At 67.1% G+C, this 21936-nt stretch carries 17 protein-coding genes and 1 tRNA gene; 3 read left to right on the top strand and 15 right to left on the bottom strand.

Annotated elements, in window-relative coordinates; genetic code table 11:
- The coding region (locus tag VEG08_13030) for a prolyl oligopeptidase family serine peptidase (GenBank protein ID HXZ28909.1) at nucleotides 1-1054 on the top strand (1054 nt) is incomplete at its 5' end.
- A gap of 41 nt (nucleotides 1055-1095) precedes the next feature.
- On the opposite strand, the gene VEG08_13025 is transcribed toward VEG08_13030, so the two are convergent.
- On the bottom strand, nucleotides 1096-1506 hold the full coding sequence (locus VEG08_13025; GenBank protein HXZ28908.1) for a hypothetical protein: 411 nt from the start codon (nucleotides 1504-1506) through the stop codon (nucleotides 1096-1098).
- A gap of 48 nt (nucleotides 1507-1554) precedes the next feature.
- Complete coding sequence (locus VEG08_13020) at nucleotides 1555-2922, bottom strand: aminotransferase class III-fold pyridoxal phosphate-dependent enzyme (GenBank protein ID HXZ28907.1); 1368 nt, start codon at nucleotides 2920-2922, stop codon at nucleotides 1555-1557.
- 102 nt (nucleotides 2923-3024) lie between these two features.
- On the opposite strand from VEG08_13020, the gene VEG08_13015 reads away from it, so the two are divergent.
- Nucleotides 3025-3438 (top strand): hypothetical protein, encoded by a 414-nt coding sequence (locus VEG08_13015; protein ID HXZ28906.1) that lies wholly within the window; start codon nucleotides 3025-3027, stop codon nucleotides 3436-3438.
- Between the two features lie 98 nt (nucleotides 3439-3536).
- On the opposite strand, the gene VEG08_13010 is transcribed toward VEG08_13015, so the two are convergent.
- The 6 genes from VEG08_13010 to VEG08_12985 all read right to left on the bottom strand — a co-directional run bounded on the left by VEG08_13010 (nucleotide 3537) and on the right by VEG08_12985 (nucleotide 12551).
- Nucleotides 3537-6653: a multidrug efflux RND transporter permease subunit gene (locus VEG08_13010; GenBank protein ID HXZ28905.1), complete on the bottom strand. Its 3117-nt coding sequence runs from the start codon at nucleotides 6651-6653 to the stop codon at nucleotides 3537-3539.
- 3 nt (nucleotides 6654-6656) lie between these two features.
- Nucleotides 6657-9767: an MdtB/MuxB family multidrug efflux RND transporter permease subunit gene (locus tag VEG08_13005; protein HXZ28904.1), complete on the bottom strand. Its 3111-nt coding sequence runs from the start codon at nucleotides 9765-9767 to the stop codon at nucleotides 6657-6659.
- Nucleotides 9764-10939 (bottom strand): MdtA/MuxA family multidrug efflux RND transporter periplasmic adaptor subunit, encoded by a 1176-nt coding sequence (locus VEG08_13000; protein ID HXZ28903.1) that lies wholly within the window; start codon nucleotides 10937-10939, stop codon nucleotides 9764-9766. The genes VEG08_13005 and VEG08_13000 overlap by 4 nt, the downstream gene beginning before the upstream one ends.
- Nucleotides 10940-11177: 238 nt before the next feature.
- A tRNA-Glu gene (locus VEG08_12995) sits at nucleotides 11178-11255 on the bottom strand.
- A 122-nt stretch (nucleotides 11256-11377) separates the two neighbouring features.
- Nucleotides 11378-12181 carry an isocitrate lyase/phosphoenolpyruvate mutase family protein gene (locus tag VEG08_12990; GenBank protein HXZ28902.1) on the bottom strand — a complete coding sequence of 268 codons (804 nt, stop codon included), beginning with the start codon at nucleotides 12179-12181 and terminating at the stop codon, nucleotides 11378-11380.
- Between the two features lie 28 nt (nucleotides 12182-12209).
- Entirely contained in the window at nucleotides 12210-12551 is a 342-nt protein-coding gene (locus VEG08_12985) for an STAS domain-containing protein (protein ID HXZ28901.1), read from the bottom strand.
- A 145-nt stretch (nucleotides 12552-12696) separates the two neighbouring features.
- Between VEG08_12985 and VEG08_12980 the strand changes: the two genes are divergently transcribed.
- Nucleotides 12697-13305 carry a hypothetical protein gene (locus tag VEG08_12980; protein HXZ28900.1) on the top strand — a complete coding sequence of 203 codons (609 nt, stop codon included), beginning with the start codon at nucleotides 12697-12699 and terminating at the stop codon, nucleotides 13303-13305.
- Nucleotides 13306-13390: 85 nt separating this feature from the next.
- On the opposite strand, the gene ppdK is transcribed toward VEG08_12980, so the two are convergent.
- From ppdK to VEG08_12945, 7 genes are all read right to left on the bottom strand, one after another.
- The gene (gene ppdK / locus VEG08_12975; protein HXZ28899.1) at nucleotides 13391-16126 is read right to left on the bottom strand and encodes a pyruvate, phosphate dikinase; all 2736 of its coding nucleotides are present in this window, start codon (nucleotides 16124-16126) and stop codon (nucleotides 13391-13393) included.
- A 48-nt stretch (nucleotides 16127-16174) separates the two neighbouring features.
- Nucleotides 16175-18304, bottom strand: coding sequence for a glycine--tRNA ligase subunit beta (gene glyS, locus VEG08_12970; GenBank protein ID HXZ28898.1), 2130 nt, complete (start codon nucleotides 18302-18304; stop codon nucleotides 16175-16177).
- Nucleotides 18305-18388: 84 nt separating this feature from the next.
- Nucleotides 18389-19360 carry a glycine--tRNA ligase subunit alpha gene (locus VEG08_12965; protein HXZ28897.1) on the bottom strand — a complete coding sequence of 324 codons (972 nt, stop codon included), beginning with the start codon at nucleotides 19358-19360 and terminating at the stop codon, nucleotides 18389-18391.
- 5 nt (nucleotides 19361-19365) lie between these two features.
- Nucleotides 19366-20097, bottom strand: coding sequence for a DNA repair protein RecO (recO, locus tag VEG08_12960; protein HXZ28896.1), 732 nt, complete (start codon nucleotides 20095-20097; stop codon nucleotides 19366-19368).
- Between the two features lie 91 nt (nucleotides 20098-20188).
- The gene (locus tag VEG08_12955; protein ID HXZ28895.1) at nucleotides 20189-20602 is read right to left on the bottom strand and encodes an MmcQ/YjbR family DNA-binding protein; all 414 of its coding nucleotides are present in this window, start codon (nucleotides 20600-20602) and stop codon (nucleotides 20189-20191) included.
- Nucleotides 20603-20656: 54 nt separating this feature from the next.
- The gene (locus tag VEG08_12950) at nucleotides 20657-20917 is read right to left on the bottom strand and encodes a ferredoxin family protein (protein ID HXZ28894.1); all 261 of its coding nucleotides are present in this window, start codon (nucleotides 20915-20917) and stop codon (nucleotides 20657-20659) included.
- A 103-nt stretch (nucleotides 20918-21020) separates the two neighbouring features.
- Nucleotides 21021-21936: aconitase family protein (locus VEG08_12945; protein HXZ28893.1), on the bottom strand; the 916-nt coding region annotated here is incomplete at its 5' end.

Below are 21936 nucleotides of genomic sequence, written 5' to 3'. Positions count from 1 at the left end.
GGTGCTGCTCTACGCCATGGACGGCCGGCCCCTCGGCGAGGTCGACCTCCCCGCCCTCGGAACGACTGCAGGGTTCGAGGGCAAGCGCAGCGACCGGGAGACGTACTACTCGTTCACGAATTTCTCGACACCTGGGACGATCTACCGCTTCGACGTCGCGAGCCGAACCAGCGTCGCCTTCAAACAGCCCGAGGTCAAGGCCGACCTCGCCTCGTTCGAGACCGAGCAGGTCTTCTACACGAGCAAGGACGGCGCGCGCGTACCGATGTTCATCACACATCGGAAGGGCCTCAAGCTCGACGGGCACAGCCCGACGCTGCTGTACGCCTACGGCGGCTTTGACATCCCCGAGACGCCCAGCTTCTCGGTGGCGAACCTGGTGTGGATGGAGATGGGCGGGATCTACGCGGTGGCCAACCTGCGCGGCGGCAGCGAGTACGGAGAGGAGTGGCACCGGGCGGGGATGAAGCTGCACAAGCAGAACGTCTTCGACGACTTCATCGCCGCGGCCGAGTGGCTGATCGCGAACCACTATACCTCGACGCCCAAACTGGCCGTCCTGGGACGCTCCAACGGCGGCCTGCTGGTCGGCGCGGTGGAAAACCAGCGACCCGACCTGTTCGGCGTCTGCTTCCCGGGCGTGGGGGTGATGGACATGCTGCGCTTCCAGAAGTTCACCATCGGCTGGGCCTGGGTCTCCGACTACGGCTCCTCCGCCGACAACGCCGAGATGTTCAAGTATCTGTACTCCTACAGCCCCTACCACAACATCAAACCCGGGAAGTACCCACCCACGCTGACCGTGACCGCCGACCACGACGACCGCGTGGTGCCCGGGCACACCTTCAAGTACACGGCGCGGCTGCAAGCGGCCCAAGCCGGAGACGCACCCATCCTGGTGCGCATCGAGACGCGCGCCGGGCACGGCGGCGGCAAGCCTACCGCCAAGATCATCGAGGAAGTGACCGACGAGTGGGCCTTCGCGGTCAAGAACCTGCACATGAAGATCAACCTGCCGGCAGCGCACCCGCAGTCGGCGGGCGGAGGACAATAGCCGAAGCAAGAGCCAGGATGAGGGCTTCCCGCGGGAAGCTCTCATCCTCCCGTCTTCCCCCTGGAGGCAGGTGGGGCCTGCTGCGCGGCCAGCCAAGCCTCGGCCTCGCCGGCCACGCGGAAGGTGCGGGTCACGCGGAAGTAGCTCTCGCTCATCGCCTCGAACATCCGCATCATGCCGAAAAGGGCGTCGCGGGTGGCCAGGATGGCGCAGGCGTCGAAGCGCACCCGGGGGCGGATGCGTTCCAGCTCCTGGATGACGGCCCCGAGCTGCACCGGCTCGGGCAAGGAATCCACCTCGCTCAAGTCCAGAAAGACGCGAGGTCGGTCGGGGCAGGCCGGGTCCTGCTCCAGTTCCCGGAAGTGATCCACGACCTCCTGCAGGGTGACCTGGCCGGTGCAGCGCGTGCGGATGAGCCTGCTCCCAGCGTCGATCTGGTAAGTCACGGGCACCGGGAGATTCTACCCCTGCTTTCCCTCATCAGGAGGGGTTCGTGCCCGCTACCCGGGTTCGCGGCCAGATGCCTCTTCGATAGCGGCGGCCAGTTGCTCGACCGCCCAACCGATCTCTTCCGGGGAGATGATCGCGGGCGGAGCCAGCAGCAGGTGGTCGCCGCACTCGCCGTCCACGCAGCCTTGCATGGGATAGACCAGCAGGCCGCGGCGCGCGGCGGCGTCGCTCACCTGCAGAGCGAATCCGCGGTCCGGGGGAAAGGGCGCCTTCGAGGACTTGTCGGCGACGAACTCCACCCCCCAAAGCAGCCCCAAGCCGCGCACGTCGCCCACCGCGGGCAGCGCGCGCAACCGCTGCAGTGCGACGCGCAGGAGTGAGGCCGCCGTCCCCTCCTGGGTGCTGTCGGCCTGCCGCACGAGACCCAGCGCACGCAACCGCGCCAGCGCCGCGCGCCCTCCCGCCACCGAAACCGGGTGGGCATTGTAGGTGAAGCCGTGGACGAAGGTGCCCGAGCCTGTGGCCATGGCGTCCACCACCCGGCGCGCCACGATCACCGCGCCCAGGGGCGTGTAGCCGCTGGAGAGCGCCTTGCCCAGAACCAGCAGATCGGGAGTGACGCCCCAGTGTTCGACCGCGAAGTTGCGCCCGGTGCGGCCGCAGCCGGTCATGACCTCGTCGGCGATGAGCAGCGCTCCGGCGCGGGCGCATGCCGCCGCCACCTGCTGCAGGTAGCCATCCGGAGGGACGGCGGCGCCTAGCGTGGCCCCGCTCACCGGCTCTAGGATGAAGGCCGCGGCCTCGTCGCCGGCGGCCTCCAGCGCCTGCTCCACCTCGGCGGCGTATTGCCGGGCGCAGTCCTGGCAGTCGTACTTGCAGCGGTAGCAGGAAGGCAGGCTGACGTGCTCGAAGCCCGGCTGCTCCCGCATCATGGGCAGGTAGAGGTCGCGGCGGCGGCGGTTGCCGGAGACCTGCATGGCGCCCAGGGTGGAGCCGTGGTAACTCTGCCACCGGCTGAGCACGCGGAAGCGGCGTGGCTGCCCGATCTCCACCTGATACTGGCGCGCGAGCTTGAGTGCGCTCTCGACGGCCTCGGAGCCGCCGCTGGTGAAGTACACCGCCCCGCCGCGGAAGCCCGGCCCGGCAAACTCCAGAAGCTCCGCCGCGAACCGCTCGGCGGCGGCGGTGGTGAACTGGCTGCTGTGGACGAACTCCAAGGCAGCCGCCTGCTCGGCGATGGCGCGCGTCACCTCGGCATCGCCGTGGCCGATCATGCTGACCGCGGCGCTGCCGGAGAGATCCAGGTAGCGGCGGCCTGCGGTGTCCCACAGGTGCACGCCCTGGCCGCGCACGGCCACGGGAGAGGAGCGGCGAAAGGAACGGCGGAGGTGCGCGCTGCGCTCGGTTGGCCCGGACACGGCCGAGATTATCCGGCCCGGGCCCAGCGCTGTCAAAGCCTGCCGCAGAGAACGCGGGCTCGTGTATCTTGGTCGGACCATCCAGCGGGAGGAGTGCTGGGCATGAGCGAAGCGGATCCGCCACGGCGTCTCGGCCGCAGCTTCGCGGCGGTGTTCGTGGGCCTGGCCGCGATCGTCGTCCTCTCCCTGGGAACCGACGAGGTGCTGCACCTCGCGCGGGTCTTTCCGCCCTGGGGCCAGCCGATGAGCGACGCGCTTTTCGTGCTGGCGACCATCTATCGCTGCGTCTATGCGGTTGCCGGCTGCTACCTGGCGGCGCGGCTGGCGCCCAGCCGGCCGATGCGGCACGCGCTGATGCTGGGCGTGGTGGGTGTGGTGCTGAGCACCGCAGGCGCGGTCGGAACCTGGAAGCGCGGCCCGGAATTCGGTCCGCACTGGTATCCCCTGGGGCTCATCGCGTCGTCCCTGCCTTGCGCCTGGCTGGGCGGCCGGCTTCAGGAAACGAAGGCGCGCTGAGCACGAGTGAGCCCTGCGTCCCGACGGAACTTCGACCCTGGGCCGCGAGCGTGGCACCCGCGACCCAGGTCGCCCGGTTCCTGATCCCGGATCCCGGCTCAGTCGGCCTGGGAAGGTTCGGGAGGGGCAGACGGCAGGTCTTGCTTGCGGGCGCGGCGGTGGCGGTTGGCCCACGCACGCAGCCGGTCCAGGTAGATGTACACCACCGGTGTCGTGAACAAGGTCAGCGCTTGGCTGACGATCAATCCCCCGACGATGGTGATGCCCAGCGGGCGCCGCAGCTCCGCTCCCGTGCCGGTGCCCAGGGCCAGGGGGAGCCCGCCCAACAGCGCCGCCATCGTGGTCATCATGATGGGGCGGAAACGCAGCAGGCAAGCCTGGTAGATGGCCTCCACCGGCGACTTGCCCTCGCGCCGCTCCACCTCCACCGCGAAGTCGATCATCATGATGGCGTTCTTCTTCACCAGCCCGATCAGCAGGATGATGCCGATGGTCCCGATGACGTTGAGCTCGTTGCCGGAGAGGAGCAGCGCCAGCAGCGCGCCCACGCCCGCCGAGGGCAGCGTCGAGAGGATGGTGATGGGGTGGACGTAGCTCTCGTAGAGCACGCCCAGCACGATATAGACCGCGGCCAGGGCCGCCAGGATCAGCAGAGGCTCGCTGGCGAGGGAGTCCTGGAAGGCGGCCGCGGTCCCCTGGAAGCCGGGATGGATGGTGCCGGGCAGACCCATGGTGCGCGTGGTGGTCTCGATGGCCTTGGTGGCGTCGCCCAGCGCCACTCCCGGCGCCAGGTTGAAGGAGAGGGTCACTGAGGGGAACTGGCCCTGGTGATTCACCGCCAAGGAAGTGTTCGAGGGAGCGTACTGGGTGACAGCGGCGAGGGGCACTTCGCTGCCGTGCGCGGAGCGCACGTAGATGCTCTGCAGCGCGTCGGAGCTGCTCTGCCAGCGCGGGTCCACCTCCATGACCACGTGGTACTGGTTGAGCTGGCGATACATGGTGGAGACCTGGCGCTGCCCGAAGGCGTCGTAGAGCGAGCTGTCGATGGTGCCGGTGTTCACGCCCAGGCGGGCGGCGGTGGCGCGGTCGATGGTCAGGTGGGCTTCCAGGCCCCGGTCCTGCTGGTCGGCGGAGACGTCGCGCAACTCGGGCAGGCTGCGCAGCTTGCCGAGCACGCGCGGCGCCCAATCGTTCAGTTCGTCCAGGTTCTCGCCCGCCAGGGTGTACTGGTACTGGGCGTTGCTGAGTCGGCCGCCGATGGTGAGGTCCTGGGTGGCCTGGAGGAAGAGAGTGGCCCCGGGGACGACGGCCAGTTCGCGGCGCAGCCGGCCGATGACCTGGTCGGCGGTCATCCGGCGCTGGCCCATGGGCTTCAGGGTGATGAACATGCGGCCGCTGTTGGAGGTGCCGCCGCCGGCGAAGCCCACCACGGTGTCCACGGCCGGGTCCTGGCGCACGATGTCCACGAAGCGCTGCATCTTGTCGGCCATCGCGCCGAAGGAGATGTCCTGGGCCGCCTGCACCGAGCCGAAGAGGCGGCCGTTGTCCTGCTGCGGGAAGAAGCCCTTGGGGACGATCACGTAGAGGTAGACACTGAGGCAGGCGGTGGCGATGGTGACAGCCAGGGTCAGGAACTGGTGGGCGAGCACCCAGCGCAGGCTGCGGTCGTAGCGGCGAAGAAGCGCGTCGAAGGCGCGCTCGCCCAGCCGGTAGAGCCGGCCGTGGCGCTCCTCTCCCAGCGGCCGCAGGAACTTGGCGCACATCATGGGCGTGGTGGTGAGCGAGACCAGCAGCGAGACCGTGATGGCCACGCTCAGAGTGACCGCGAACTCGCGGAACAGCCGTCCCACCAGCCCGGCCATCAGCAGGATGGGGATGAAGACCGCCACCAGCGAGGTGCTCATGGAGAGCACGGTGAAACCGATCTCCCGCGCTCCCTGGAACGCGGCCTGCACGGCGCCCTTCCCCTGCTCCAGGTAGCGGGTGATGTTCTCCAGCACCACGATGGCGTCATCGACCACGAAGCCGGTGGAGATGGCCAGCGCCATGAGCGAGAGGTTGTCGAGGCTGTAGTTCAGCAAATACATTACGGCGAAGGTGCCGATCAGCGACAAGGGCACAGCGACGCTGGGGATGAGGGTGGCCCGGGGACTGCGCAGGAAAACAAAGACCACCATCACCACCAGGCAGATGGAGATCAGGAGGGTCAGCTCGATGTCGGCGACCGACGCGCGGATGGTGGTGGTGCGGTCCAGGGCGACGTCCAGGTGGACGGAGGGCGGGATGGAGGCCTGCAGCTCGGGCAGCTCCGCGCGCACCCGATCCACCGTATCGATGATGTTGGCGCCGGGCTGGCGGAAGACGATGATCAGGACGGCGGGCTTCCCGTTGGCCAGGCCGACGTTGCGCGTGTCTTCCACCGAGTCCTGCACGTCGGCGACGTCCCCCAGGCGCACCGGCGCGCCGTTCTGGTAGGCCACGATCAGCGGGCGATACTGGTCCGCGGTGTAGAGCTGGTCGTTATCGTGGATCACCCAGGCGTTGGTATCGCCGGCTACTTCACCCTTGGGCCGGTTGGCATTGGCGGCGGTCAAGGAGGCGCGCACCTGGTCCAGGCCTACGCCCAGCTTGTTCAGCAGCATGGGATTCAGCTCGGCGCGCACGGCGGGGCGTGCACTGCCGCCGGCGAAGACCTGCCCCACTCCCTCCACCTGCGCCAGCTTCTGCGACAGGATGGAATCCGCGATGTCGTAGACGCGGGGACGCGGGATAGTGTCCGAGGTCAGCGACAGGATCATGATGGGAGCATCGGCGGGGTTGACCTTGCGGTAGGTGGGATTGTTGGGCAGGTTGGTGGGGAGCTGGCCGCGGGCGGCGTTGATCGCCGCCTGCACGTCGCGGGCGGCCGCGTCGATGTTGCGGTTGAGATCGAACTGCAGGGTGATGTTGGTGGAGCCCAGTTGGCTGGTCGAGGTCATCTGCGTGACCCCGGCGATGCGCCCGAACTGCCGCTCCAGCGGCGTGGCCACGGCCGACGCCATGGTCTCCGGGCTCGCTCCCGGCAGCCCCGCCGAGACCGAGATCACCGGGAACTCGACCTGCGGCAGCGGCGCCACCGGAAGGAAGTTGAAGGCCAGCGTTCCCGCCAGCAGCACCGCCAGGGTCAGCAGCGAAGTCCCGACCGGACGACGGATGAAGGGGGCAGAGATATTCATCCGTCAATCTCCGGGAGAGGCTTCCTCGATCGGATTGCCGATCCGGAAGCGCGCCAGCTTCTGCGCCATGCGGTCGAAGGCCAGGTAGACCACCGGCGTGGTGTAGAGCGTAAGCAACTGGCTGAGGATGAGCCCGCCGACGATGGTGATGCCCAGCGGGCGCCGCAGCTCGGCGCCGGTACCACCGCCCAGCGCCAAGGGCAGCCCGCCCAGCAGCGCCGCCATGGTGGTCATCATGATGGGACGGAAGCGCAGCAGGCAGGCCTGGTAGATGGCCTCCTGCGGAGGCTTGTGCTCCACCCGCTCGGCCTCGAGCGCGAAGTCGATCATCATGATGGCGTTCTTCTTCACGATCCCGATCAGCAGGATGATGCCGATCAGGCCCACCACGCTCAGGTCGTTACCCGTCATCAGCAGTGCCAGCAGGGCCCCCACCCCGGCTGAAGGCAGGGTGGACAGGATGGTCACCGGGTGGATGTAGCTCTCGTAGAGCACGCCCAGAACGATGTAGACGGTGACGATGGCAGCCAGGATCAGCCAGGGCTCGGTGGAGAGCGAGTTGCGGAAGGCCGCCGCCGTCCCTTGGAAGCTGGAGTGGACGCTGGCGGGCAGTTGGATGTCTTTCTCGGCGGCGTCGATGGCGGTGGTGGCGTCGCCCAGCGACACGCCGGGAGCCAGGTTGAAGGACAGCGTCACCACCGGAAACTGGCCCTGATGGTTGATGGCGAGGGCGGTGTTGGCAGGCTCGAAGTGGCTGAAGGCGCTGAGCGGCACCGCCTGACCGGTGCTCGACTTCACGTAGATGTCGGCCAGCGAGCTGGGATCCTGCCGGAACTGCGGATCCACCTCCAACACCACGTGGTACTGGTTCAACTGGGTAAAGATGGTGGAGACCTGGCGCTGGCCGAAGGCGTCGTAGAGGGTGTCGTCGATGGCCTGGGGGAGGATGCCGAGGCGCGAGGCGGTGTCACGGTCGATGACCAGGTCGGCCTCCAGCCCGCCGTTCTGCTGATCACTGGCCACGTCGCGCAGTTGGGGCAGGGTGCGCAGTTTGTCCAGCAGGCGCGGCGCCCACAGTCCCAGCTCGGCAGCGCTGGCGTCCTCGATGGAGTACTGGAACTGGGTGCGGCTGACCCGGTCCTCCACGGTCAGGTCCTGCACTGGCTGCAGATACAAGGTGATGCCCGGCACCTGCGCCAACTGCGGCTGCAGGCGCTGGATGATCTCGGTGGCGCTGGCGCTGCGCTGGTCGCGCGGCTTGAGGTTGATCTGGATGCGCCCGCTGTTGGGCGTGGTGTTAGTGCCGTCCACCCCGATGAAGGACGAGAGGCTGGCCACGTCCGGATCGCGCAAGATGATGCCCGCCAGGGCCCGCTGGCTCTGGGACATGGCCGCGAACGAGGCCGTCTGCGGCGCCTCCGAGACCCCCAGGATCACGCCGGTGTCCTGCACCGGGAAGAAGCCCTTGGGCACGACCACATACAGGAAGAGCGTGAGCACCAGCGTGCCCACGGTCACCACCAGGGTCGCGGTCTGGTGGCGCAGCACCCACTGCAACGTTCGCCCATAGAAGCGGATCACCCGCTCGTACCATTCTTCGGAAAGCTGGAAGAAACGGCTGGGCCGGCGGCCGGCCGTGGACTTGAGCAGCTTGGCGCACATCATGGGCGTCAGGGTGAGCGAGACCATCGCTGAGACCAGGATGGTGACCGCCAGCGTGACCGCGAACTCGCGGAAGAGCCGCCCCACGATGTCGCCCATGAACAGCAGCGGGATCAACACCGCGATCAGCGAGACCGTCAGCGAGACGATGGTAAAGCCGATCTGCCCCGAGCCCTTCAGCGCCGCCTCCAGGGGCGTCTCGCCCTCCTCCAGGAACCGGTTGATGTTCTCGATCATGACGATGGCGTCGTCCACCACGAAGCCGGTGGAGATGGTCAGCGCCATGAGCGAGAGGTTGTTGAGGCTGTAGCCCAGCAGGTACATCACCGCGAAGGTGCCCACGATGGAAAGCGGCACGGCCACGCTGGGAATCACGGTGGCGGAGAGATTGCGCAGGAAGAGGAAGATCACCATCACCACCAGGGCGATGGTGAGCATCAACTCGAACTGGACGTCCTGGACCGAGGCGCGGATGGTCTCGGTGCGGTCGGTCAGGATGGACAGCCGTACCGTGGACGGCAGGGAGGACTGCAACTGGGGCAGCAGTTTCTTGATGCGGTCCACCACCGCGATGATGTTCGCGCCCGGCTGTCGCTGGATGTTCACGATCACGGCCGGCGTCTGGTTCATCCAAGCGGCCTGCTGGGCGTTCTCCGCGCCGTCGAGGACCGTGGCGACGTCGGAGAGCCGCACCGGCGAACCGTTCTTATAGGCCACCACGATGGGGCGATACTGCGCGCTGGAGGTGAGCTGGTCGTTGGCGCCGATCGTGTAGGACTGGCGTGGCCCGTCGATGACTCCCTTGGCCTGGTCCACGTTGGCAGCACCCAGGGCGGTGCGCAGGTCCTCCAGGCTCATGCCATAGGACGCCAGCGAGGTTGGGTTGGCCTGGATGCGCACCGCCGGCTTCTGCCCGCCGCTGATCGACACCAGACCCACGCCCGGCAGTTGCGAGATCTTCTGCGCGAGCTGCGTGTCGGCCAGGTCCTCCACCTTGGAGAGCGGCAGGGTGTCGGAGGTCAGGGCCAGCGTGAGGATGGGAGCGTCGGCGGGGTTGACTTTGCTGTAGACGGGGGGATTGGGCAGGTCGCGCGGCAGATAGGTGCCGGAGGCGTTGATCGCCGCCTGCACCTCCTGCTCGGCCACGTCGATGTTCTTGTCGAGCGCGAATTGCAGCGTGATGATCGAGCTCCCGAAGGAGCTGGTGGAGGTCATCTGGCTCAGGCCGGGCACCTGGCCGAACTGGCGCTCCATGGGCGCGGTCACCGCCGAGGCCATCACCTCGGGTGAAGCTCCGGGATAGAAGGTGACCACCTGGATGGTGGGGTAGTCCACTTCCGGCAGGGCGGAGACGGGCAACTGGCGGTAGGCCACAATGCCCACGAGCAGCAGCCCGATCATCAGCAGGGAGGTGGCGACCGGCCTCAGGATGAAGAGGCGGGAGGGACTCATGGGGCGGCTGCCTGGGGAGCGGGGACGCCGGTGGCCGGCTTACCGCCCGGGGCGGGCTTGCTGCCGGCGGCCGCGCCTCCGGACCGCGCCTCGATCCGGCTGCCGGACTGCAGCTTGTCCTGGCCGTCCGTGACCACGACCTCGCCGGGATTCAGGCCGCTGCCGATGGCAGCGACGTTGTTCTGCGTGAGGGCCACCGTCACCGGACGGACCTCCACCGTGCTATCCGGCTTGACCGCGTATACGAACGTGCCTTGCGGCCCGCGCTGGATGGCCGCCGCCGGGACCAGCACCGTGTCCTTGCGGGTTTCCAGCAGAAGCCGCACGTTCACGAACTGGTTCGGCCAGAGCAGGTCCTCCTTGTTGTCGAACTGCGCCTTGAGCTTGCCGGTGCCGGTGGAAGGATCGATCTGGTTGTCGATGGTGAGCAGGGTACCGGTCGCCAGCTTGGTTTCGTCGTCGCGGTTGTAGGCGTCCACCTCCAGCGGGCCCTTCGCCAGGTGCCGCTGCACCTCGGGGAGCTGGTCCTCGGGAAGCGTGAAGATCACGGTGATGGGCTGCAACTGCGTGATCACCAGCAGGGGGTTCGCGTCGCTGGCATGGACGATGTTGCCGACGTCCACCAGGCGAAGGCCGACGCGTCCATCGATGGGCGAGGTGATGTGGCAGTAGGTGATCTGCAACTTGGCGTTATCGATCTGCGCCTGGTCGTTGCGCACCGTTCCCTCGAGCTGGTCCACCAGCGCCTGCTGAGTGTCGAGCTGCTGGCGCGCGATCACGCCCTTGGCGAACAGGTCGGAGTAGCGGTCGCGGTTCACCTTGGCATCCCGCAGTTGGGCTTGGTCGCGGAACAACATGGCCTGCGCCTCGCTCAACTGCACTTCGAAGGGCCGGGGATCCACCACCAGCAGGAGTTGGCCCTTGCGGACCTGCTGTCCCTCCTTGAAGTCCACCTCGAGCAACTGGCCGTCCACGCGGCTCTTCACGCTCACGGTGTTGAGCGGGGTGACGGATCCGAGACCCGCCAGGTATACGGGCATGTCCTGACGCTTCGCGGTGGCGACGGCGACCGGCACAGGCTGGCTGGCGGCAGCGCGCACGTTGGCTTTGGAGGCGCTCCCGCACCCGGTCCACAGAGCGCCGGCGGCCAACAGCAGCCCCAGTCTCAGCACGCGATGGCGGCGGCCGGCCCCGCGGAAGGGATTCGAGGCTGGAGAAACACTGGTTCCCCTTGGTCGCCGGGAGGTGCTGTCAGGAAGGGTGCAGGCAGCTTCGTTCATCACCATAGTTTAGACGTGATTGCTGGCATTTAGGTGGCGGAAGTTCCTGGGTCCAGACACACGCGTCGGTAACTCAAGCCAAACCCGAATCCCGGCAAAAAGTAGCGGTCACTGGAAGGAAGAGGAAGGTTGGCGTCCCCGACGGGATTTGAACCCGTGTTACCGCCGTGAAAGGGCGATGTCCTAGGCCGGGCTAGACGACGGGGACGCACTCAAGGCAGGAAACGCCTGGCGGACACCTGATGGTAGCAGCGGCTTGCGAATGGAGTCAAAGCCGCAACCAGGGGGCAGGACGCAGGAGGCAGGAAGCAGCAAGACCAGGTCGAGCCGCTACTTGCGCGGGCGGAACAGCGCGTTGGCTTCGGCGTAGCTGACCAGGCCTTCCAGCGCCGAGTAGGTTCCGTGCTCCCGGATCTCCACCGCCAGGCGGCGCAGCAAGCCCAGAGTGGCCCGGTGGGGACTCGAGCCGAGGGAGACGCGCGCGACCCCCAGCTTCTCCAGCTCGGCGATGGGCGGGCACCCGGGCCCGGCCAGGATGTTGACCGGGCAGCCCACTTCCTTGACGAGGCGGCCGATGGTGGCGGCGTCGCGCAGGCCGGGAACAAAGAAGCAGTCGGCCCCGGCCTCGCGGTAGAGGCGGCCGCGGCGCACGCTCTCGCCGAAGCGCGACTCCGGCGGCCCCACCTCGGCAAGGTAGACATCGGTGCGCGCGTTGATGACGATGGGCACGCCCGCGGCTTCACCCGCCTGGCGAACGGCATGGATCTTGGCGACATGCTCCTCGGCCGGGACCAGCGACTTCTCCTCCAAGCCGTCTTCCAGGTTGAGCCCGACGGCGCCGCTCTCCAGCAACTCCACCGCGGTCTCGGTCATCTGCTGTGGGGTCTGGGCGTAGCCAGCCTCCAGGTCGGCGGTGACGGGAACCTGGACGGCGGCGGCGATGCGCTCCACCACCTCCAGCATGGCGGTGCGGCCGATGCGCTGGCCGTCGGGATAGCCAAGAGAATTGGCGATGGCGGCGCTGCTGGTGGCCAAGGCGGGAAAGCCGGCCTCCTCGACGATGCGGGCGCCGGCCACGTCCCACACGTTGGGCAGCAGCAGGGCGCGCGGTCCCTGGTGCAGCTTGCGGAGCACCTCTGCCTTGGCCCGGAGCGACATGTCCTCAGGAGGAGAGCGAGGAGAGGGCGCTGGCCTCGGTGTCGTGCAGGTCGAAAACAGTGTCGAGGCGGGTGACCTTGAAGGCTTGGCGGACGGTGTCGTTGATGCCTACCACCTTCAGCCGGCCGCCGACCGCGGACAGTGCCGAGTGGCAGCGGATGAGGCTGCCGATCCCGGAGGAATCGACCATGGGCACGCGCGCCAGGATGACCACGATGTCCTTGCAGCCGGTGGAGAGGCAATCCGACCAGGTGGCGCGGAAGTCGTCCACCGCCGCCCCGATGCCCAGCTTGCCCTCCAGCTCCACGATGGCCACGCTGCCCTGCTTGCGCACCGACGCCGTCATAGGTTCGGAACGATAATACAGACGCTCCGGCATTTCAATCGGCGGTGCACGGCTGCTGTTGGCTTTCCGGATGCCGCGGCGGAACGCCGCCCGCCCGGCGCTGGAATTACAATGCTGGCTGGAACCCCTTGCGGGCGAGAGACCCATGGCCGATCCCCTGTATCTCGATCTCTGGTTCCCCAGCTTCTCCGAGGCGGAGATGATGCCGCGCCTGCTCTCGGTGCTGCGGCAGTTCCCATTCTCGGCGGCGCGTCCCGGGATCACCTACGTGGCCGTGCATCCCATCTCCTGGGAGGAGCCCACCCTGCTGGAGCAGCGCTTCCAGCCCGGGGCCGCACCTGAGGAGGCGGTGGCGGTGGTCGGCGAGCTCCTGCACGACGACTACGCCTACGTCTTCGAGGCGTGGTGGGACCTGTGGACCTACGTGGAGGAGCCGGGGACGGAAGAGGCTGATCGCTGGCGCATCCAGCCATCGAAGGTGAAGTTCGTCGTCCACGCCGCCGCCTTCGAGGAAGGGGCGCACGAGGATGAAGGCCACATCCAGGTGGAGCTCGGCCTGGACACGCAGTTCCTCCACGAGGACGTCGAGCTTTCGCAGGAAGCGCAGCGGAAGGTGCAGGGCAACGTGCAGCGGCTGGTGAACTTCAGCGCGGCAGTGGAGAAGCACTGCGGCCTGCGGGGCCGCGTGCTGTGGTCCGAATCGGACGAAAACCTCGCCCAAAAGCTGATCGCCCGCCTGCAGAAAGTGCAGTAGTTAGGAGTTGGAGTTAGGAGTTTGGAGTTAGTGGCTGGCGCTGCTCGCGCCGGACTCTCGCTAACTCCTAACCCCTAATCGCAAACTACTTCGTCGCCCCACCCTCCAAGCCTAACTTCTCCCTGGCGGCTGCCTGGGCAGCGGCCAAGCGCGCGGTCAGCACGCGGAAGGGCGAGCAGGAGACGTAGTTGAGCCCCACCAGGTGGCAGAACTCCACCGACGAAGGCTCGCCGCCGTGCTCGCCGCAGATCCCGATCTTGAGCTTGGGATTGGTCTGGCGGCCTTTCTCTACGCCCATGCGGACCAGTTGTCCCACGCCCTCGCGGTCGAGCTGCTCGAAGGGGTCCTGCTTGAGGATGCCCTGGGCGCGGTAGGCGGGAAGGAAGGTGTTGATGTCGTCGCGGGAGAAGCCGAAAGTGGTCTGGGTGAGATCGTTGGTGCCGTAGGAGAAGAACTGCGCCTCCTTGGCGATCTCACCGGCCACCAAGGCGGCGCGCGGCAATTCGATCATGGTGCCCACCAGGTAGTCCACGCGCTGCTCCTTCTCGGCGAAGACCTCCTCCGCGACGCGCACCACGATGGCCTTCTGGTTGGCCATCTCCTTGAGCGTGCTGACCAGCGGGATCATGACCTCGGGATGCACCTTCACGCCTTCTTTGGCCACCGTGACCGCGGCCTCGAAGATGGCGCGCACTTGCATCTCGGTGATCTCGGGATAGGTGATGCCCAGGCGGCAGCCGCGGAGGCCCAGCATGGGATTCATCTCGTGCAGCTCCTCCACGCGGCGCAGCAGTTTTTTCAGCTCCTTCAGCTTGGGCGAGCGCGGCCGGGTGATCTCCAGCTTGGCGATCTCGACCATGAGGTCCTCGCGCCGCGGCAGGAACTCGTGCAGGGGCGGGTCGAGGGTGCGGATGGTGACCGGCAAGCCGTCCATGGCACGGAAAACGCCGATGAAATCCGAGTGCTGCATGGGCAGGAGCTTGCGCAGGGCGGCGCGGCGCTCCTTTTCCGTGCTGGCCAGGATCATGGCGCGCATGTGGGGGATGCGGTCCTCGGCGAAAAACATGTGTTCGGTGCGGCAGAGGCCGATGCCCTCGGCGCCGAAGGCGCGCGCCTGGATGGCGTCGCGAGGGATGTCGGCGTTGGCGCGCACCCCCAGCTTGCGGAAGGGCTCGGACCAGGAGAGCAGCTTCTGCAGGTCGGGATCGTCGGGCGAGGCGGGGAGGGTGTGCAGGCGGCCTTTGATCACGCGCCCGGTGGTGCCGTCCAGCGAGATCCAGTGGCCTTCCTGGAAGGTCTGGCCCTGGACGCGCATCTCGCGCGCCTTCTCGTCCACCTCGATGTCGCCGGCGCCGGCCACGCAGCACTTGCCCATGCCGCGCGTGACCACGGCAGCGTGGCTGGTCATGCCGCCGCGCGAGGTGAGGATGCCGACCGCCACCTCCATGCCGTGGATGTCCTCGGGCGTGGTCTCGGCGCGCACCAGGATGACCGGGTTCCTCTTGGCGCCGTGGCCGGCCTTGGCCACGGCCTCGTCGGCGGTGAAGACGATCTGGCCGACGGCGGCGCCGGGCGACGCAGGCAGGCCGGTGGCCAGCACTTCCACCTTGGCGCTCTTCTCGTCCAGGCGGGGCACCAGGAAGTCGTAGAGCTGGTTGGGCTCGACGCGGAAGATGGCCTCCTCGGGCTTGATGAGGCCTTCCTTCACCATGTCGAGGGCCACGCGCACCGCGGCCAGCCCGGTGCGCTTGCCGTTGCGCGTCTGCAGCATGTAGAGCTTGCCGTCCTGGATGGTGAATTCGAAGTCCTGCATGTCGCGGTAGTGCTTCTCCAGGCGGGTGGTGATCTCGCGCAACTGGTTGTAGACGCCGGGCATGATCTTGGCCAGCTCAGAGATGTGCACCGGGGTGCGCACGCCCGAGACTACGTCCTCGCCCTGCGCGTTCATCAGGAACTCGCCGTAGAACTCCTTGGCGCCGGTGGCGGGGTTGCGGGTGAAGCCCACGCCCGTGCCCGAGGTTTCACCCAGGTTGCCGAAGACCATGGCCTGCACGTTGACGGCGGTGCCCAGGTCGTCGGAGATGTTGTTGATGCGGCGGTAGGTCTTGGCGCGCTCGTTGTTCCAAGAGCGGAAGACGGCGTCGCGCGCCATCGCCAGTTGCTCCTGCGGGTCCTGCGGGAAATCGCGCTTGGCGTGCCTGCGGACCACCTTCTTGTACTCCGCGATGACCTGCTCGAGCGCCTTGGCGTCGAGGTCGGTGTCGAGCTTGGCCTTCTTCTTTTTCTTGATGCCCTCGAAGACCTCGTCGAAGGCGGATTTGGGGATGTCGAGCACGACGTTGCCGAACATCTGGATGAGGCGGCGATAAGAGTCGGCGGCGAAGCGCGGGTTGTTGCTCAGCTGCGCCAGCGCCTGCACGCTCTGGTCGTTCAGGCCCAGATTGAGGATGGTATCCATCATGCCGGGCATGGAGAACTTGGCGCCCGAACGCACGCTGACCAGCAGCGGGTTCTCGCCCGCACCCAGCTTCTGCCCCTGCAGCTTCTCCAGGCGGCGCAGTGCCGCTTCCGTCTCGTGTTCGACCTCAGGAGAGGTCTTGTCGGCGCGCATGTACTCGCGGCAGGCCTCGGTCTGGATGGTGAAGCCCGGGGGCACGGGCAGGCCGGCGTTGGTCATATCGTGCAGGCCGGCGCCCTTGCCGCCCAGCACGTCCTTCATCTTGCCGCTGCCGTCGGCCTTGCCGCCGCCGAAGAAGTAGACGTACTGGGTGGCTTGCGCGGTTTCCGGGGCCTGGGCTTCGGGCAGAGTCTGCGTGCTCATAAGTACCTGCTTTCCATGAGAGCGATTTGAACTCCCTATTATGAACCTTCAGGGGCCCTTGCGTTCAGTGACGATCTCGGCAAAGTCGGCGATGATGGAGAAATCCCTCACCAGCTTTTCCATCAGGGCCAGGCGGTTGGCGCGGACCTTCTCGTCCTCGACCATCACCATGACCTTGTCGAAGAAGCGGTCCACCAGGGGCCGTAGCCTGGAGATCTCGCGCAGGGCGGCGGCATAGTCGCCTTGGGCGTGGTGGCGTTCCACCACTCCGGCGATGTGGGGAAGCTGCCCGGCGAGGGCGTTCTCCGCCTCTTCCTCGAAGAGCTTGGGATCGAGCCGGTCGGCGACCCGCTTCTTCTCCTCCCGCGCCTGGCGCAGGATGTTCTTCATGCGCTTGAAGGCGATGGAGATGGACTCGAAGTCGTCGGAGGGGCGGACCTCGGTGACGGCGCGGGCGCGGGCGACCGCGTCCACCACGTCGTCGGCGCCGGCCGCGAGCACTGCGTTGACGACGTCGTAGGCGAGGCCCTGCGATTCGCGCAGGTAGAACTCAAGGCGCTCGCGGAAGAAGGCGGCGATGGCCGAGTCGTAGTCCCCGGTCTTGAACTTCTTCGCGGCCTCCGAGCCCTTGTAGCCTTCGAGCGCGGCCTTGAAGATGGCCGTCAGGCGCAGCCGCAGCTTGTGTTCGGCCAGGGTCTTCACGATGCCGTTGGCCTGGCGGCGCAGCGCGAAGGGGTCCTTGGAGCCGGTGGGCGCGAGGCCCAGCGCGAACATGCCGGCGATGGAGTCGGCCTTGTCGGCGAGGGAGAGCACCGCGCCCTCCAAGGTGCGGGGCGCAGCGTCGTCCATGGACTCGGGCTTGTAGTGGTCATAGATGGCATCGGCGACCGCCGGAGCCAGCCTCTGGGCGCGCGCGTACAGCCCGCCTACCACGCCCTGCAGCTCGGTGAACTCCTTGACTAGCTCGGTGGTGAGGTCGGTCTTGGCCAGCCACGCCGCCTCGTGCACGGCGCCGCGGTCCAGCTTCACGCCGGCAGTGGAGAGGTCGGCAGCGAGTTCATTGGCCAGGCGCGCCACGCGCTCCGCCTTCTCGTGATAGTTGCCCAGGTCCTTCTGGAAGGTGACGTGCTTCAGCATCTCCACGCGATCCTTCAGAGGATGCTTCTGATCTGTCTCCCAGAAGAAGCGGGCGTCGTTGAAGCGGGCGCGCAGCACGCGCTCGTTGCCGTGGCGGATGACGTCGATGCCGGCGGCGTCCGGTTCGGTGTTGAGCACGGCCAGGAAGTGGGGCGCCAGCTTGCCCTGCGCGTCCTCGACCGCGAAGTACTTCTGGTGGTCGCGCATGACCGTGACCAGAACCTCTTCGGGCAGGGCCAGGAACTCCTTGTCGAAGTTGCCCAGGATGGCCGCGGGCCACTCGGTGAGGTTGACCACGGTATCGAGCAGGGCCTGGTCCTCGCGCCAGCGCGCGCCGGGCACAGCACGGGTGGCGGCGTCGAGCGCTTTGCGGATCTTCTGCTCTCGGTCTTCGGCCTTGGCAATCACGCATGCGTGCTCCAGAGCCGACGCATAGTCCTGCGCCGATGCCAGCTTCACCTGGTTGCCGAAGACGCGGTGGCCGTGGGAGATGCGGTCGGCGCGGATGCCGGCGAACTCCACGGGAACGACCTCCCCGTCGAGCAGGGCAACCAGCCAGCGCACCGGGCGCACGAAGCGCTCCGGCTTGCCCGCGCGCCAGTACATACTCTTCGGCCAGTAGAGCTTGGCGATCTCGCCGGGAAGGAAGTCGGCCAGGACCTCGGCCGCCCTTCTGCCCTTCTTCGTGACTTTGGCGGCCAGGTACTCGCCCTTCGCTGTGGTCACCTTGTCGAGCTTGTCCACCGGCAGGCCAACCTTCTTGGCGAAGGCCTCGGCCGCAGGAGTAGGCTTTCCGTCCTTAAAGGCAATCTTGAGTGATGGGCCCGTAACGTCTTCTGTTACATCCGGTTGCTTGCCAGACACCGCATGGACCGAGGCTGCCAAGCGACGCGGCGTAGAGAAGCTCTCGACCTTGGGGGCGTCCGCGAGATGCTCACGCTCGAGCAGATCGCGCACGCGCCGGGCGAACTCCTGCGCCGCCGCATCCAGCATGCGCGCCGGGATCTCCTCGCAACCGATCTCGAGCAGAAAGTCGGGCATTCTAAGAGCTCACCACAAAGGACGCAAAGGTCACACGAAGGACACAAAGGAAAACCCTTTGTGCTGCCTTTGTGTCCTTTGTGGTCATGCTTTTCCTTTCAGCGCCGCGGCCTCGGATGCGCCCTGCTGCGCCAGCCAGGCCTTGGCCACGCCCACGGCCAGGTTGCGGATGCGGGCGATCACGCCCACGCGCTCGGTCACCGAGATGGCTCCGCGCGCGTCCAGGATGTTGAACAGGTGCGAGCACTTCAGGCAGAGGTCAAAGGCGGCGAGGACCGGGAAGCGCCGCTCAAAGAACGCGATCGACCTCTGCACGTCCGCGAGCTTGCCGGCCGCCTCCGGCTTGTGCGCGTAGGCCTCCAACAGCGCCTTGCACTCAGACTCGTAGAGTTCCAGGTGCTTCCAGGTTTTCTCCACGTCGGCGCGCTCGAAGTTGTAAACCGAGAACTGCAACTCCCCGGCATGGCAGACGTCGCGGTAGGTCACCCCCGGCGTCCACACGATGTCGAAGACCGAATCCACGTCCTGCAGGAAGGCGGCGATGCGCTCCAGACCATAGGTCAATTCGGCCGAGATAGGGTCCAAGTCCACTCCGCCGCACTGCTGAAAGTAAGTGAACTGGGTGATCTCCAGGCCGTCGAGCATCACCTGCCAGCCGATGCCCCAGGCGCCCAGGGTGGGCGACTCCCAATTGTCCTCCTCGAACTTGATGTCGTGCTGGCGGAGATCGATGCCTAACGCCGCGAGCGACTCCAGGTAGAGCTGCTGCACGTTCTCCGGCGGCGGCTTCAGGATGACCTGGAGCTGGGTGTGGCGGTAGAGGCGGTTGGGATTGTCGCCGTAGCGGCCGTCGGCGGGGCGGCGCGAGGGCTGCACGTAGGCGACCTTGTAGGGCTTGGGCCCCAGCACGCGCAGGAAGGTTTCGGGCGCCATGGTGCCGGCCCCGACCTCCAGGTCGTAGGGCTGCTGCAGCACGCAGCCGCGCTCCGCCCAGAACTGCTGCAGCTTCAGGATGATCTCCTGGAAGGTCGGCGGGTTCTGTGAGGATTTCGGCAAAGGCCTTAGAGCTTCTTCAGCATTGTCGACGTCAACAGCTTCTTCTCGATGTGCCGCTCGACCAGTTGCGAGACGAAGCGGCGCAGGTCGGCGCCGCGCGCCTTCGGCCAGGGCTCCCCGGCGAACGAGTCCACCGGCGAGCGGAACATGCCGGCCGCCAGGGCCCGCGATTCGGCCGACATCTCCGACGACGCCAGGCGCTTGTGCTCGGCGCACATCAGGCCGTCGGCCAGGGCGTGAAACCACGCCCGGCTCCCGTTCAGGCTGCGGCCGCACTTGAGGCACTCGCCCAGCTCCGGCAGCAGGCCCACCAGCCGCGCCATCCACAGGTCGAAGTACGTGACCGGCATCCAGATGGCCGAGCCGCGCAACTGCTCCAGCACCGAGAGCGCCAGGCGAAAGACGGCGTCGTTGGCCTCGCGCTCCGGCAGCAACTCCTCCAGGACCTCGGCGACGTGCTCCAGGGCCACGGCCCGGGGATAGTCCACCTGGGTGGCCAGGGGCGACTCCAGGATCTCGCAGGAGTCCAGCCGCGCCAGCTCCTGCCCTTCCCGGTCCTCCCAGAAGACCCGCACCCAGGTTAGCGGCTCGAGCGCCCCGCCGAAGCGCCGCTTGGACTTCTTGCCGGAACGGGCCACGCCCCGCAGTTTGCCTTCGGCGCGGGTGAAGAAGCTCACCAGCAGATCGGCTTCGCGCAGCGGATAGCTGCGCAGCACGATCGCCTCGGACTGCTTCACGCGCACCTCCCGCCAGGCATCGGCGAGCGCTCGGGACGCTGACCCAAACTCTCGATTCTAATTGAGGGCTGGAACGATGGAAAGGGCGGCCTTACCGCCGGGCCCGCGCGCGCCTGCCCTTGGCCGGACGCTTGCGCGAGGGCCTGGGAGGCGCTCCCGAGAGTTCCTGCTGGACCTTCTTGGGCAGAGTGGCAAAGACAAGGTCGCGAGCCGAGCCCAGCAGGCGCTTCAACTCCGGGGCCGGAAGGACGTCGCGGTGCTGCAGCGCCACCCACTTGGCGCGCGCCATGTAAGGCGCGGGCACCACGCCTTCGATCTCCTGCAACTCGATGAACTCCTCGTCACTGGCCTTGAAGGAGAGGACGACCTCGTCGCGCTGGGGCTCCAGGTTCATGACGCAGAACATCTTGCCGCCCACCTTGAAGACCAGGTCGCGCACCCACTGCGCCTTCTCGGTGACGTGAGGCAGCGACATACAGTGCTCGCGGATGGCTTCGATGTCCATGGGCAAAACATAACGCGCACCGTGGGGGGTGCGCGTTGGAAAATGGACCGGTGGCTAGCGGCCGTAGTACTTGGCGTTGCGCTCCGCGAAGGCCTTCCACTTTTCCGGCAGGTCGTCGAGAGCGAAGATGGCCGACACCGGGCAGACGGGCACGCAAGCGCCGCAATCGATGCACTCCACCGGATCGATGTAGAGCATCTCCTCGGTGGCGTGCTTCTCTTCGTCCTTCTTGGGATGGATGCAGTCCACCGGGCAGGCGTCGACGCAGGCCGTGTCCTTGGTGCCGATGCAGGGTTCCGCGATCACGTATGCCATAAGCTGAGTTTCTCCGTTCCCCTCTAGAGCAGGTCAGGCCTGCGCTTGAAAACTCTGTATTCTACAAAACCCCCTGCCGAACCGCAAACGGCAAAGGCCCGCGTCACTTCCGAGCCCCGGCCAGTTGGCGCTCTTCCGCCGGCTCGTACTCCACGATGTGCCCGGCGACGGCGCTGGCGGCCACGGTCAGGGGGCTGGCAAGGTACATCAGCCCCGGGCCGCTGCGGCCGGGAAAGTTGCGGTTCTGGGCGCTGATCACCACCTGGTCGTTGCGGGTGGAGACTCCCGGCCCGGCGTTGATGCAGGCGCCGCAACTGGGCTCGATCACCACCGCGCCCGCCTGCTTGAATATGTCCAGGTACCCCTTGCGGACGCAGTAGTCGCGGGTCTCCTGCGAGCCGAACTGGATGTAGAACTTGGTGGATGGGGCGACGCGCTTGCCCTGGCGCAGGGCGTCGGCCAGCACCCGGGCATACATATCCATGTCCTCGTTCTTGCCGGCGGTGCAGGTGCCGCCGTAGGCGATCTCCACGTGGACGGGCTCGGCCAGCTCGCGCACGTACTTGCCGTTGCCGGGATCGCCGGGGGTGGCCACCATGGGCGTGATCTCGGCGGCGTCCAACTCGATGACGTGGGCGTACTCGGCGCCGGAATCGCTGGTCAGGCCCGCAATCAACTTTTCCGCCTGCGCTTGCGCCATGCCCCGCCGCTCCACCAGGAACTCCACCACCTTGCGGTCAGGGGCGACGATTCCGGTGAAGCCCCCGATCTCGGCGGCCATGTTGGTCATGGTCGCGCGTTCGTCCACGCTCAGAGCTTCGATGGCCTCGCCGGCATACTCCATCACCTTGGCCAGGGCCTTGCCGCTGCGCACGTAGTCGAGGCTGAGGATCTTGAGGATGATATCCTTGGCGGTGACGTTGGGGTGCTTCTCGCCGCACACCATGACCTTCACCGACTCCGGCACCTTGACGCGCACGTCGCGGGTGATCCAACCGTTGAAGACGTCGGTGGTGCCG

The organism is Terriglobales bacterium (genome assembly GCA_035624475.1).
GTDB lineage: Bacteria > Acidobacteriota > Terriglobia > Terriglobales > Acidobacteriaceae > DASPRL01.
This window is presented reverse-complemented; position numbering and strand designations above follow the sequence as displayed.